This window comes from Streptomyces showdoensis (assembly GCF_039535475.1).
GTDB lineage: Bacteria > Actinomycetota > Actinomycetes > Streptomycetales > Streptomycetaceae > Streptomyces > Streptomyces showdoensis.
In genome coordinates, this window is sequence record NZ_BAAAXG010000021.1 from 36193 (window position 1) to 48800 (window position 12608).

Genomic DNA, 12608 nt, shown 5'->3' on the forward strand with positions numbered 1-12608 from the left:
CGACATCCAGGGCGGCGGTTCGGCCCCACCCGCTCTCTCACTCAGGGAACGAAAAGCCCAGCTCACGCAGGCGGGGCAAACACACTGCGAGGCATTGCTCCACAAACACGGCATCGGTTCGTACAAGGACGTCCTCGCGCAACGGCGCTCCACTGGCGACGAAGGTCCAAGGCTTGCCCCTCTCTGCCATCCGCTCAGCATCGGCCTTGAACAGCACCGTTACGCCCTGTTCAGCCAGTGCTTCCATAATCGCGACGACGCTCTCCCCTCCCGAGGCGCCATCGGACGAACATACTCACTCCGGGCCGGACCCTGAACACCGCCCGCATGACCCAAAGTGACCGATCGGGGCGCTCTGAGCTGGAGTACGCGACACCTCAACATGCGAGCTCACCGGTCCCGAGGCCGTTTGAGCGGCAGCAGCCGCTGGTGTTCAGTCGGTCGTGAGCAGGGCGACCACGATGGCGTCGTCGCGGTGGGTCCCGCCGCCGTCGTTCTTGTCGAGCTCGCCGTCCTCGGCGGCGGCGACGAGAGCGTCCGCCAGGGCCTGCGGGTCGCTGGCGTGCTTCCGGCACAGGGCCTCCCAGACGTCCGGGTCGACCTGGTCGGAGATGCCGTCCGAGACCAGGAGGCCGAGCGGGACGTTCGCGGGGATCTCCAGCTAGCGGCACGTCATCTCGGTCGCCTGGGACAGTCCGAGCCGTGCCCGGTTGTCCTGGGTCTGCGCGATCTCCTCGGGCACGATCTGGATGCTGCGGCCGCCGTTCCAGCGCAGCCACTCGCCCATCGTCTGGTCCGAGCTCCAGAGGGTCAGTTCCTTGCCGTCCCAGCCATAGGCGTGGCAGTCGCCGATCCAGTGGACGCTGGTGGGAAGGCCCGGCTCGATCGAGGCGACGATCGCGGACCAGCCACCTCCACGACAAGGCACTCCCCGAAACCCAGGCCACACGGGAGACAGGCTGGGCGTCGATGAACGCGGTTACCGCTCGCCGGAGTCCAAGATCAGCCGCGCGCAGGCGGACCGCCTCCTCGATGCCGCCCGCCCCGTCACCACCCACACCGACCCGGCCGCCACCCGGGCCGCGCTCGACTACGGCTTACCCCAGCGTGACCTGCTCGCCGTCTCCGCCCGCTCCACCGACATCGCTGGGCACATACCGACTGCCTCGCCGTGCTCGCTCACAGCAGCTCTCAGCCCCCGAACAAGCCCACAGCCCGGCAGGGCGTCCACGACGTCCGCACCCCGCCCACGCCGCGCGCCGAACCACCATCTGACCCGACCACCACCGCCGGCCGCGCCCTCGTCGCAGAGCTCCTCGCGCCCCGCCACGAGCTCGGCGAGCTCATGCTGGACATCGCCCCCCCGCCTACCGCTCCGGCACCGCCGGCACCGAGCCCCAGGTGCTGCTCTGCGACCAGATCGCCGAGCCCACCGACCAAGACCTCGCCACCCGCCGCTACGCCCCCACCGGCGACCACCGGGCGCTCGCGGAGTTCGGGGGCCGGTGAAGGAGAAGGGCGTGTTACGTGAGGCCGCGGCCCTGCTGTGCCGGCGCAGCAGCGGCGCTGGTGGGGGAGTGGTGGATGGTGGACCGGGACGACGACGGAACCCTGGTACTGAGCGCGTTCATGCCGCAGGACGTCGACTCCGACGGTATGACGAGCGGGGCGGGCGTGTCCTGGTACGCCTACCTCGGCACCCCGGCACACCCCGGCGCCCTGGACTGCGCCGCTCACGCGCAGGCACCTGGGCGTCGTGTCCCAGACACCGAGTACGTGGCTTTGTTCGGAGTTTGGACGGCTGTTGTTCATCGTCTCGGGAGGCGGTTGGATCGGGGCGGGGTCGGTGTTCACGAGAACGGGAGGCACCTGATCCGGGGCCTGTTCCGGGTGCCGGTGGGAGTGGGCTGAGGGGATGTCGTGGAGTGGTCGATGGGGCTGCTCGGGTTCGCCGCCGGGCTCCTGATATCCGTCGTCACGGCGCCCGTGGGCGTCTCCGGAGCGGTCTTCCTGCTGCCCGTCCAGGTCAGTGTGCTGGGCGTGCCGAGCCCGGCCGTGACACCCACGAACCTGCTCTACAACGTCGTGGCCGGCCCTGGTGCCCTCCTGCGCTACTGGAGAGCCGGACAGCTGGGCGGGCCGCTGACCCGGCTGCTGATCGCAGGCACCGTGCCCGGCGTCATCGTCGGTGCCGGAATTCGCGTGTTCGCCGTTCCCGGCCCGCGCGTCTTCCGCCTGCTCATCGCTGTCCTGCTCCTGCCGCTCGGGCTGTGGCTGTGGCTGCGGACCGTACGCCCGGCCCCGCCCCGGGCCAGGGAGAAGCTGCTGTCGCCCCGCGCGACGACGTCGCTGGCCCTGGCCGTCGGCGTGGCCGGCGGCATCTACGGAATCGGGGGCGGCTCGCTCCTCGGCCCGATCCTCGTCGGCCGCGGAATACCGGTCGCCACTGTCGCACCCGCAGCACTGGCCTCCACCTTCGTGACCTCCATCGTCGGCGCCGCCACGTACGCGCTGCTTTCCCTGGCCGCCGCCGGTGAGGTCGCCCCCGACTGGCTGCTGGGCCTGTCCTGCGGCGCCGGCGGACTCCTCGGCGGATACCTCGGCGCACACCTCCAGCCGCACCTGCCCGAGAAGACCCTCCGGCTCCTGCTCGGCACCCTCGCCACCGGTATCGGCGCCCTCTACGCAGCCCAGATCCTTCGCTGACCGTGCGGCGACCAGCCGTGCCGGAGCACCGGGGCGCTGTCGAAACTCGTGACCATTCCGGCCCCGACGTCAGCCCGCTGCGCCTCCCGAACCGGTGTCGAAGCGCTGTCGTTCTCGCGTACAGAGCCACCGGACTCACCACGCCCGGCGCCACCCGCACCCGCGGCTGGGTCGACGACTGCTCCCCGCGCACGCGGGGATGGTCTGTTCGAGCGCCTGGCCGAGGCCGCGAGGAGCTGCTTCGCGTGCATTTGGGGATAGCACGTGTTTGCGAAGCTGCATTTCGGCTGCGTGCTCTGCTTCTTGCGTGCGCAGGATGGATTTGCCGGCGTGATGCGGCTGGTGTGGGCCGACAGTCAGGGAGTCTTTTACAGACCTCTCATCGATCTGTGAACGATTGTGTACCTTTGCGTATTTCTGCGCCTCGGCTAGGAGCGTTGCGTCTCCCCGACCGGCCGCAGCAGCCCCAGCCGCTCCCGTCCGCGCAGCGCGTACTTCACCACGGCGACCTTGTCGGTCCTGCTCAGGGCCTGACGCAGGAGGGTGTACGGCTTGTTCGCGACCTCGCCCTTTGGCCGCGGGCAATAGTCGCCGGTGCCGAAGCTGACGTTGCCGGCGTCGATGAACGCCACGACTTCGATGGCCCGTGCGGTGGGGGGCGGCATCCCGGACAGGTCGTCCTCGGTGATCGGGATCAGCTCGTCCTTCGTGACCTCGTACGCCTTGCCGATCACGTCCTCGGTGAGCACCTGGCCGTCGATCTCGCGCCGCTTCTGGTAGCGGACGCGGCCGCCGTCCTCCACGTGCACCTGCCGGAAGTGGACGTCCTGCGTCTCCGTGGCGGGCTCGAGAGTGATCGGAACGGTCACGAGTCCGAGGCTGATGGCGCCGTTCCCTATGGGTCGGGGCATCGGGTGATGCTCCTCCGGGACACCCCCTTGGGGTCCGCCCTCAGGTTATGCAGACTCAACCATGTTCCCGTGGCCGGCACACCCGGCTGCCGCCGCCCAGGGGCAGCCGTGCCACTGACGCTGGACGCGTACGGAGGCGTGGGCCGGGCGGTTGGAAGGCGGGCCGTAATCAGTTGCCGGGGGAGGGGGCGGGGAACGCGGTGTGGTGCTGCGCAGGCGTCCATCGACTGGTGGACGCCTGGGTCGAAGCTGCCGCTCGGTTGGCGGGTGGAGGTGTGTGGCTCGGGTGCGGTGGGTGACGGTGGGAATGCCCGGGAGGGGGCACGGCGCGCTTGTTCAAGAGATCCGGAACGGCCGGCCGAAGCGTACCGACAGGCCCTGCGAGTACAGCAGGCTTGCTGGTGCGGACGCGTCGACGGTCAGGCCGGTGGCTGCCCGCACGAGTTGGTCCTCGAGCAGGAGCAGCGCCGCGTCTCTGAAGCGCCATGGCTCGTGGTGCAGTGGCCAGTAGAGTGTCCGGCCCCGGGTCCGGGCGTGGAGGCCCCATCTGGCGGTCAGGAAATTCTCCAGCGGGTTCGGGCCCCGCTCCTCGCCCTCGATCGCGGCCCAGAGCCGGGAGTGGGGACATTCCCGGCTTTTGCGTCGAATGGTGTAGAGGATCCTGTCTTCGAAGCGGTCGCAGCGGGCGGACGCCCAGCGGTAGGGCAGTCCGAACAGTGAGTTCGCGGCGATGACGGGAAGCAGCCGGCTGCAGTCCAGGCTCAGGAACACCACCCCGCGCCGACCGGCTGCGTCGACGCTGTAGAGGCGTACGTTGATCTCCTCGAACCGGCCTCCGTAGGGCACGGCGGGGCCTCGCGCCAGACGGAGTTCGCGCATGCCGAAGAAGACGAGGCCGACGTAGGTTTTCCCGTCGAGTACGTCCGGCCGCGTTCCCTTGGGAAACAGATGGGCGACGGTGTCAGGCGATGTCTCCCAGTGCACGAACACCAGATCGGTCCATCGCTGGCGGAAGACGCTTCCGGAAGAGTGTTGTGGAGCGGCCGCCGGCACTGGCTGCGGCACCGCGTATCGGTCCGCCCGGCGCACGGGTGATCCATCGCAACTGCGGCGCGGCCTCGCCATGGCTTGCTTCTCCTCCTTGCCCGATGGCGTCACCGTGGGGGTGCTACCCGGCGTCGGCGGGGCCCGCAGGGGTTTCCTCCCGCTCGTAGTTCGCCAGCGCCAGCCCCAGGGTGAAGAACGTGGGCGCCCACTCGCCGACGAAGATTCCCCAGCGGTCGGCCCTTTCCAGGTTCTCGCTTCGCCGCGAGGTGAGCCACGAGGCGAGCGACAGCCCGATCGAACCGAAGGCCGCGAGGTAGGCGTGTTCGCTGGTGACTCCTGCTTCGTGGAGCTTCTTGACGATCATCTTGGTTTCCCGCTTTCGTCGAGTAGGACGAGGGCGTCTGCTCGGGAGTGAGCAGACAGGTCCGGTCCGCTCAGGAGCGCGTGGTCGCCGGCCGGCGCTGGTGGTGCCGGCCTGGGGGCTGGGGCGCTGCGCGGAGCGCCCTGGCCGGCCCTCTCACAGCTTCGAGTCGCTCTCGGGGCCGGCCGGGGCAGTGGTCCCGGGGTCTTTCGCCCGCCAGAGGCCGGCGGAGCAACCGGGTGGGAACGAGGGGAAGGCGTGACCGGCCAGATCGATGAGCCAGAGGTGCCCGGCGGCGCAGTCGCACTCGTAAAGGCCTGCTCTTGGGGTGCAGGCGCCGGGCGTGTGGGTCTCGGCAGGGGACATGAGATCTCCTTGACAGAGCGTGGGAGTGATGCGACGGAGAGGGTGAGCGCCTGTCTCCCGCGGAGGAGTCCTCGGCCCGGGCGGGCGTACGCGGTCCACCGCAGAGGGAGCGTGACGTCGGTCCGAGCCCTTCAGGACGGGCACGCGATTGAGTGTCTGAGCGCCCTCCTCCTTTCCCGGGGCACGCGCCGCCTGTGGTTGATCCGTCAGCGCGCGGCCGTGCCGGGCGGAGCGGAACACCGGTGGGGTGACGTCCTGCGCGTCCCGGGTGCTGCCGGGGCGTCGGGCAGGCGGGGAAACCAGCGGAGAGCGCTGTCCGTGCAGTGCGGGGACCGAGGCGGGCGGATCGCCGCCGGCGAACCGCCTCGCGGGCTCCGCTTCCGGGGCACGGTGCTTCTTCGCCGAACTGCCGGCCCGGAAGGCAGATGTGAGCGGATGCGCGGGCGGCGCCTGCCGGCTGCGTTGCGCCGAAGCCGGATACGGTGCGAAGACCATGTCATGCTCCTCTGGCAGGGTCACCGTTCCTCCTGACGTTCGCCGCACCGATGCATCAGGGCAACACGCACTGATGGTGCAGCGAAAAATGCGCCTCTTCCCAACGGGTCCGGTCACACAGCCGCACGTGCCGGGCTCACCCCGGGGGGCCGCGCTCCGTCGCCCGGATCCTGCCGTCGCCCGGAAGCCCCCGGCCCGACCGCGGCTATTCCTGCGGGGGTACCGGCGATGCCTCTGTGCTGGCCCCGAGCTGATGCGGCCGGAGCCGGTTGGCCCAGTCGGTGCGGGGCACCTCGAAGGGCCTTCGGTACGCGGACATCTCGCCCGGCAGACGGTCGGTCAGGGGGCGCAGAGGATGCGAGGGCGGGATCCGGCGGCGCAGTCTCCTCGTCGCGGACCTTGGACCCCAGGACGAAGGCGCCGATCAGCACGGCGACGACGATCACTCCGATCAGAACGAGCACAGCGGCCTCCCGTGGTGCGAAGCGATGGATCTGCCCCTGCTTCAGCCCCCGCTCCGCAGACGGATGCAAAAACAACGAAAAGTCCATCTTCGGGAGAAATCGGCCAGGCGCCGGCAGGAAGACATGACGGAAGAAGAGCGCTCAGAGACCCCCCACCGTCCCCGCGCGTGGTCACCGCCTCCTCCAGGGCAGATGACTGCCCTCGGCGGGGTGCGAGGGCTGAAGGACGGCCGACCGTCTGAGGGTGTGGTGCGGGAGGGACGGGGGCCGGGTCTGGGTCGCTTCAGTCCGTACCAGCCGCATTCGGCACCCGTGCGGTCCATGACCACGGTCACGAGTCGGATGGCCGCCCGTTCCAGGTGCCAGCTGCGATCCTCGGCATTCGCTCCGCTGGATGGAGCCAACCGCTCGAACCGCTCAGCCAACTCCTCCAGCCAGTCGCGCCATTCCAGCAGCGACGCGACCACTTTGGCGGCCGTTGCTGCGGGCCCACCCATGGAATGGGAGGTGCAGCACCAGTGGGTGACGACGCCACCGCCGCCACCCTCGCCGACCGCCCAATGCCAGCCGCAGGTCCATCGGCCGTATCGGGCGGCCAGGAGCGCCGTGACCTCGGTGGTGAAGCGATGTTTGTCTTCCCACCCGGCATCGTCAGGAGGCACCATCGAGGCGATCACCGTGGTGATCTCGGATGCCTCCGCTTCGTCCCAGGCGAAGGCGATGCGGTCGGGATCGACGGCAGACCACGGCAGCCAGGCCGGAGCGAGCTCGTAGTTGATAGCCGTGGTGTTCCTCCAGAACCAGGCACGGTAGGACAACCGGGCGATCATGCCAAAAGCTCGTAGCCTCTGCACGCAAATTTCTGGCACACCCCTCACCCACCTGGGCCCACAGCGCGACACTGCCTGGCCATCTGCCCCGCCCGATACGGCACTCCACTGAGCACGTTCACTTGTACGTGGGTGAGCACTTCGAGAAATACGCCGGCAGGAGTGCACGCGGCTGATGCCGTCCGGCGTCCAGCAGCAGCTCGCCTTCCTCCGGGAGCACCACTCGGCTCGGTGGAGTTGCTGGCTACGTCGGTGCGGCATGAGGCTCATTTGACTGCTGTCACTGAGCTCTTTCCAAGCTGGCGGTACCTGTGAGCCTCACAGATCGTCTGTTCACCGCCCCCGCGTGGTGAGCAGCTTGATCTGTCCAGCCGCACCTTGCGGTTCCTGACCGGACGGCTGGAGGCCAGGCGGCGGGAGATCGGGACGCGTTGGCGACGCCTTCCCGCCTCGCGACAGGCTCTGCTCGCCCTGGCCCACCTGCGATGCGGTGACACCTACGCCCAGCTGGCCGCCGGGTTCGGCGTCGGGATCGCGACCGCCTACCGATACATACGCGAAGCCGTCGAGGCCCTGGCAAGCCTTGCCCCGTCCCTGGCCGAGGCGATGCGGACGATCCGGGAGAAGGCGTTCGTCATCCTCGACGGCACCCTGCTGCCGATCGACCGCATCGCCGCCGACCCCCCCCCATTACTCCGGGAAGCACAAGCGCCACGGCATGAACGTGCAGGTCCTCACCGATCCGCTCGGACGGCTGCTCTGGGCCTCGCCGGCTCTGCCCGGCTCGACCCACGACCTGACCGCCGCACGGCAGCACGGGATCATCGAAGCCCTCGCCGAAGCAGGACTCAGATGCTGGGCGGACAAGGCGTACCAAGGCGCCGGCAACCCCGTCCTCGTACCGTTTCGGGGCCGGCTCCTCAAACGGTGGAAGCGCCGCCACAACACCACCCACGCCAAGATCCGCTGCCTCGGCGAGCAGGCCACGGCCACCCTGAAGGGCTGGCGTCTCCTGCGGAAGCTCCGCTGCAGCACCAACCGAATCACCGACGTGGTGAAGGCCGTCCTCGTCCTTCACCACGCGTCAGCGTGAGGTTGGAAAAGGCTCAGTAATTAGAGGTCCTGGATCTCTGATGGGCCCGGGGCGGCGTTGTTCAGCCCGGGGCAGGACGTGTGTGGTCCGGTCGGTGCCGTGGTGACCCCTACGACACCTCCGACCGTGCGAGGCCTTTGTAAAGACTGGTGGCGCTGGGCGCCGGCCGGTCCTCGCACGTTCTGCCCCGCGGGCCCGTCGGGTTCGGGATCCTCGATGGATGAGCTGCCGCACGGTGACGCGTTTCTCCTCACGAGCTTCGAGCTCTGGACACGGCGTGCGCCCGTGCGGTCTGGCGGTGCCGCGCACGGCTGATGAGGTGGCGGGCCTTGGAGCCCTGGAATTAGTGCGCCGTGCGGCCCCGCGTGCTCGCCTTCGAGATCAGCACCGGAGAAGGGGCGGGATTCGTGGACGTGTTCTGTGGGATCGACTGGGCGGAGGGACACCACGACGTCGCGCTCGTGGACGACACCGGCAAGCTGCTGGCCAAGTGCCGGATCAATGATGACTTGGACGGCTACCGGCTGCTGCTGGACCTCCTGGTCGAGCACGGCGACTCCGCGGAGACGCCGATCCCGGTGGCCATCGAGACCAGCCGCGGCCTACTGGTCGCCACGCTGAGGCAGGGCCCCCGGCAGATCTACGCCGCCAATCCGATGGCCGCCTCCCGCTACCGTGACCGGCACGGCGTCAGCCGCAAGAAGTCGGACCCAGGCGACGCCCTGGTGCTGGCGAACATCATCCGCACCGACGCTCCGATGCACCGCCCGCTGCCCGCCGACACCGACCTGGCCCAGGCGGTCGCCGTCCTGGCCCGCGCACAGCAGGACGCGGTCTGGAACCGCCAACAGGTCGCCAACCAGCTCCGATCCCTGCTCAGGGAATACTTTCCGGCGATGATCGAGGCCTTCCGGGACAAACAGGGAACTCTGACCCGCCCCGATGCCCGCCGGATCCTGGCCGTCGCACCCACACCTGCCTTGGCCGCCAAGCTGCAGATGTGGAAGCTGACCGCCATGCTCCGGCGAGCCGGCCGCCGCCGCGGCATCGAAACCGACGCCGAACGAATCCAGCAGCTCTTCCGCGAGGAAGCCCCTCGGCAGCTGCCCCTCGTTGAGGACGCCATGGGCAAGCAGGCACAGGCCCTGCTCCTGCAGCTGGACGCGGCCTGCCAGGCGGTCGACGACCTGGCGCGGGCCACTGAGGAGGCCTTTCGCTCGCACCCGGACGCCTCGATCATGCTGAGCCTTCCCGGCATCGGCCCTCAGGTCGGTGCCCGCATTCTGGGCGAGATCGGAGACGACCGGACCCGGTTCGCCACGGCTGGTGGGCTGAAGGCTTACGCTGGCTCGGCCCCGATCACCCGGGCCTCTGGCAAGCGTCGCTATGTCGGCCGCCGGTTCGTGAAAAACAACCGGCTCAACCACGTCGGCCACCTGTGGGCCTTCGCCTCCATCAGCGGTTCTACCGGGGCGGAGGCCCACTACCGGCGCCGCCGAGCGGGAGGGGACTGGCACATGCAGGCACTGCGGCACCTGTTCAACCGGATGCTCGGCCAGTTCCACCACTGCCTCCTGGCGCGCACTCCCTTCGATGAATCGATCGCCTTTCCCACACAGCCGCTACGAGCCGGGACAGCCGCTAGGTGAAATGAACGGGACAGCTCGTCCGGGGGCGGCCGAGCGACGACCACGCCCCTGAGACCCCAAGCGCAAACGATCGCCGCCCGGCTCGTCGTCCCGTCCTCCGAGTGACCGCTGTCCAGCCCACACGATGAGGCGATACCGGAAGGTGCGACCATCGTCGGATGCGAGGCATCGATGAACTGGTCAATGTGGAAGATCCGGCGTGGCCGGAGCTGCAGGGGGCTCTCAGGGCGAGCTCCGTGCCGGTCCACGTGCTGCCCGGAGACCCCAGTGAGAGCCGCCGGTGCCTTCTGCAGATGCAGGTCACCGCACGATCGGCGCTGGGCGCATTGGCCTTGCACACCGGCGGATTGCTCGTGGACAACGGGTGGCTGCGAGTGTTCGGCGGGGGTTCGGGTTCGGTCGAGGGTGGGCGGCTTCCGAGTCTGGCGCAGGTCAACCGCTTCCCCACGGACTTCGATCCCAATTGGCATCCTGCGACAGGCCTTGTCGTCGGCCACGACATCGTCGGAGGGGTCTTCGCGTTGAACGGTGGCGATCCTGCGGCCGCGGGCCGCCCCGGGGCACCTGGACAGATGACGTACTTCGCTCCCGACACTCTGGAGTGGGAGGCGATGGAGATGGGCCACTCCGGGTGGGTCTCCTGGCTGCTCTCGGGCAGGCTGGAGACCTTCTATGACGGAACGCGCTGGCCCGGCTGGCGCGAGGAGGCCGAAGCCCTGGCTTTCGAGCAGGGCCTGTCCGTGTATCCGTTCCTGTGGTCCGAGGAAGCTCACGCCGATCTCGCAGCCACGAGTCGGCGACCTGTGCCGATGCGCGAGGTGCTGGGAGTCGCAGCGGACTTCGCCCGCCAGATGGGGCCGTCCGATCCGGGGTTCCTGGGCGACCTGTGACTGGCTTCGCCGACCGTCCTGGTGCGTCAGCTTAGGCCCGGAGCTGGTCAACTCGGCCGATGTTGTGCGGGCGCGATGGGGCGGCGATCACCCCACGGCTTGACGGCTTAACTGCATGAGGTGTCTTTGTACGCGTAGCCGTGCAAGGAGGTCTTCTCTCTCCAGGCCGGGGCGCGGCCGGCGGGGACCTCCACCGCCGGCCCTACGGCCGCGAGACGCTCTCGCGCAGGGCCCGCAGCCGCTCGATCGTCCCGTCCACGCCCCACACGGCGACCCCGCGCGCGGCGGTCGACAGGGCGAGGACGGTGGTCTCCTCGTCGTACGACAACCGCCGCCACGCCGCGTCGTCTGCCCGACTGCACCGAGTGCCGCCGCGAGGTCCAGCTCCGCGGTGAACGGCCCTGACGGTGGCCGCTTGCCCGGCCGGGCAAGCGGCCACCGGGGGTCAGCGTGTCCGGGTGGTCCGCCGCCGGGCTGTCTTCGGCGCGGTCCAGCGCACTGCGCCGAAGACGACCGCGGCGGCCAGGAGCCCGTACGCGGGGTGAAGGAAGGACAGCAGGATGCCGGCGCCCAGGCCATGGAAAGCAGCCCAAACGTTGGGGTGCTTGAGGATCAGCCGGTCGGTGGCCTGCCGGTCACGGCGGGCGCGCTGGTAGGCCAGGAGGGCGAAGTAGCCCGCCCAGCAGATCAGCAAGACCGCGTACAGGCCGTCGCTGGGGTTCCAGCGCATCGGACATACCCCCTGGTGATCAGTAGCATCCCTTGGCGGCGCGCTTCTGGCGTTCCGGCTTCAGCGTCGGGCCGATGATCTTCAGCTTCACGCAGTTGCCCTCCTCGTAGTACCGGCCCGCCGCGATCGCGATGCCGCCGGCCTGGGCCGCGATCGGCATGCAGATACCGCCGGCGGCCGAGCACACAGCCGCCCCGAGAGCGACGATGTACCCCGCGTCCCGGGCGTTACGTGTCTCGTTGCGGTTCAGATACAGCGTCCCGGTCACGATCCCCCAGTTGAACTCCCAGTACGGAGTGATCTGAGGCGTCCCGCCAGGACCCGGAGCGGGCCCGGACGCCTCCCACAGCGCCCCCTCAGGCAGTGCCCCCGGAGCAGACGAGGCCGGGGAGCCGGCGTCGGCCAACGCTGCCGGGGCAGCCCCCAGCAGGAGCGCCCCCGCAGTGGCCGCAGAGACCGCTGCGCAGAGGATGCGTCGGATTCGGTTCATGTCTGGAGCTCCTCGTCGTAGGCGAAACGGACAGGTCGCGACCCGTACCCGTAGTGACGGCCCGTCAGCAACCTCGCTCCAGAACAAGATCATGTGAGGTTCGGTCGTGATGTCACTGGGATGTTCGGCGTTCTACGTCACTGACGTGTAGACGTGTTCGTGCTGTTCAAGGGCTGCTAGATCGGTTGATCATGGTGGCAGTTCTCCGAGCGTTGCAGTGACGTGAAGCCGTATCGGCTGGTGTCACGTTCGCCGAACCTCCTTTGTGATTACGGCCTTGTCGCTTGGGGGGCTTCTTCCGCTGGAGATGGGCGCCTTCGGGCTGTGGACTGCGCTTGCGGTTCCTTGCTCCGCCCGGCGTGCTTTACGTAGCGCGTGCGGCGAGGGGGTGGGAGTGAAACGGATGGGTGTCACCCGTCGTGGTGATCGGCCGGGTGGTTGCCTGTGGTGCCGGATCTAGTCTCACGTCAGGCACATCTTTCGCTCGGTCGCCTGGCTGGACTTCGCTATCTTGCAACGCCGTTAACTGCTGGAGGCTGTACGTGATCACCATGCCGTTATCCGCCCGCCCGCTTT

14 protein-coding genes and 1 pseudogene are annotated in these 12608 nt (G+C 69.1%); 5 read left to right on the forward strand and 10 right to left on the reverse strand.

Annotated elements, in window-relative coordinates; all coding sequences use genetic code 11:
* Nucleotides 1–37: 37 nt before the first annotated feature.
* Entirely contained in the window at nt 38–247 is a 210-nt protein-coding gene (locus ABD981_RS11385; protein WP_123954769.1) for a hypothetical protein, read from the reverse strand.
* Between the two features lie 414 nt (nt 248–661).
* Entirely contained in the window at nt 662–928 is a 267-nt protein-coding gene (locus ABD981_RS11390; protein ID WP_205628231.1) for a hypothetical protein, read from the reverse strand.
* Between the two features lie 992 nt (nt 929–1920).
* Between ABD981_RS11390 and ABD981_RS11395 the strand changes: the two genes are divergently transcribed.
* Together ABD981_RS11395 and ABD981_RS11400 are read left to right on the forward strand one after the other, a co-directional pair.
* The gene (locus tag ABD981_RS11395) at nt 1921–2706 is read left to right on the forward strand and encodes a sulfite exporter TauE/SafE family protein (RefSeq protein ID WP_046909635.1); all 786 of its coding nucleotides are present in this window, start codon (nt 1921–1923) and stop codon (nt 2704–2706) included.
* 264 nt (nt 2707–2970) lie between these two features.
* Nucleotides 2971–3099, forward strand: coding sequence for a hypothetical protein (locus ABD981_RS11400; RefSeq protein WP_276205596.1), 129 nt, complete (start codon nt 2971–2973; stop codon nt 3097–3099).
* A gap of 35 nt (nt 3100–3134) precedes the next feature.
* Here ABD981_RS11400 and ABD981_RS11405 read toward each other — a convergent pair whose 3' ends face one another.
* The 5 genes from ABD981_RS11405 to ABD981_RS11420 form a co-directional block, all read right to left on the reverse strand.
* Entirely contained in the window at nt 3135–3617 is a 483-nt protein-coding gene (locus tag ABD981_RS11405) for a Ku protein (protein WP_123954768.1), read from the reverse strand.
* Between the two features lie 336 nt (nt 3618–3953).
* Nucleotides 3954–4706 carry a YqjF family protein gene (locus tag ABD981_RS11410; protein WP_425586403.1) on the reverse strand — a complete coding sequence of 251 codons (753 nt, stop codon included), beginning with the start codon at nt 4704–4706 and terminating at the stop codon, nt 3954–3956.
* Between the two features lie 79 nt (nt 4707–4785).
* Nucleotides 4786–5028: a hypothetical protein gene (locus ABD981_RS11415; RefSeq protein ID WP_046909634.1), complete on the reverse strand. Its 243-nt coding sequence runs from the start codon at nt 5026–5028 to the stop codon at nt 4786–4788.
* Nucleotides 5029–5999: 971 nt separating this feature from the next.
* A complete protein-coding gene (locus ABD981_RS38875) occupies nt 6000–6437 on the reverse strand; it encodes a DUF6479 family protein (protein WP_425586404.1) in 438 nt (145 codons plus the stop codon).
* Entirely contained in the window at nt 6392–7180 is a 789-nt protein-coding gene (locus ABD981_RS11420) for a hypothetical protein (protein WP_131723938.1), read from the reverse strand. The genes ABD981_RS38875 and ABD981_RS11420 overlap by 46 nt, the downstream gene beginning before the upstream one ends.
* 324 nt (nt 7181–7504) lie before the next feature.
* On the opposite strand from ABD981_RS11420, the pseudogene ABD981_RS11425 reads away from it, so the two are divergent.
* The 3 genes and pseudogenes from ABD981_RS11425 (at nt 7505) to ABD981_RS11435 (ending at nt 10812) form a co-directional block, all read left to right on the forward strand.
* Nucleotides 7505–8273 (forward strand): annotated as a pseudogene (locus ABD981_RS11425) (IS5/IS1182 family transposase).
* 407 nt (nt 8274–8680) lie between these two features.
* On the forward strand, nt 8681–9922 hold the full coding sequence (locus ABD981_RS11430; protein WP_046911519.1) for an IS110 family RNA-guided transposase: 1242 nt from the start codon (nt 8681–8683) through the stop codon (nt 9920–9922).
* A 158-nt stretch (nt 9923–10080) separates the two neighbouring features.
* Nucleotides 10081–10812 carry a DUF2625 domain-containing protein gene (locus tag ABD981_RS11435; protein WP_046911504.1) on the forward strand — a complete coding sequence of 244 codons (732 nt, stop codon included), beginning with the start codon at nt 10081–10083 and terminating at the stop codon, nt 10810–10812.
* Nucleotides 10813–11014: 202 nt separating this feature from the next.
* On the opposite strand, the gene ABD981_RS11440 is transcribed toward ABD981_RS11435, so the two are convergent.
* From ABD981_RS11440 to ABD981_RS11450, 3 genes are all read right to left on the reverse strand, one after another.
* Nucleotides 11015–11140 (reverse strand): hypothetical protein, encoded by a 126-nt coding sequence (locus ABD981_RS11440; protein ID WP_276205615.1) that lies wholly within the window; start codon nt 11138–11140, stop codon nt 11015–11017.
* Between the two features lie 117 nt (nt 11141–11257).
* Entirely contained in the window at nt 11258–11542 is a 285-nt protein-coding gene (locus ABD981_RS11445; RefSeq protein WP_046911503.1) for a hypothetical protein, read from the reverse strand.
* Between the two features lie 19 nt (nt 11543–11561).
* Nucleotides 11562–11810, reverse strand: a complete 249-nt coding sequence (locus tag ABD981_RS11450; RefSeq protein WP_131723937.1) for a hypothetical protein — start codon at nt 11808–11810, stop codon at nt 11562–11564.
* Nucleotides 11811–12608: the final 798 nt, after the last annotated feature.

Bases quoted from the DNA above. Each gene is read 5' to 3' on its own strand.
- ABD981_RS11385 (WP_123954769.1), bottom strand. From the start codon at position 247: ATGGAAGCACTGGCTGAACAGGGCGTAACGGTGCTGTTCAAGGCCGAT.
- ABD981_RS11405 (WP_123954768.1), bottom strand. From the start codon at position 3,617: ATGCCCCGACCCATAGGGAACGGCGCCATCAGCCTCGGACTCGTGACC.
- ABD981_RS11415 (WP_046909634.1), bottom strand. From the start codon at position 5,028: ATGATCGTCAAGAAGCTCCACGAAGCAGGAGTCACCAGCGAACACGCC.
- ABD981_RS38875 (WP_425586404.1), bottom strand. From the start codon at position 6,437: ATGGACTTTTCGTTGTTTTTGCATCCGTCTGCGGAGCGGGGGCTGAAG.
- ABD981_RS11420 (WP_131723938.1), bottom strand. From the start codon at position 7,180: ATGATCGCCCGGTTGTCCTACCGTGCCTGGTTCTGGAGGAACACCACG.
- ABD981_RS11435 (WP_046911504.1), top strand. From the start codon at position 10,081: ATGCGAGGCATCGATGAACTGGTCAATGTGGAAGATCCGGCGTGGCCG.
- ABD981_RS11445 (WP_046911503.1), bottom strand. From the start codon at position 11,542: ATGCGCTGGAACCCCAGCGACGGCCTGTACGCGGTCTTGCTGATCTGC.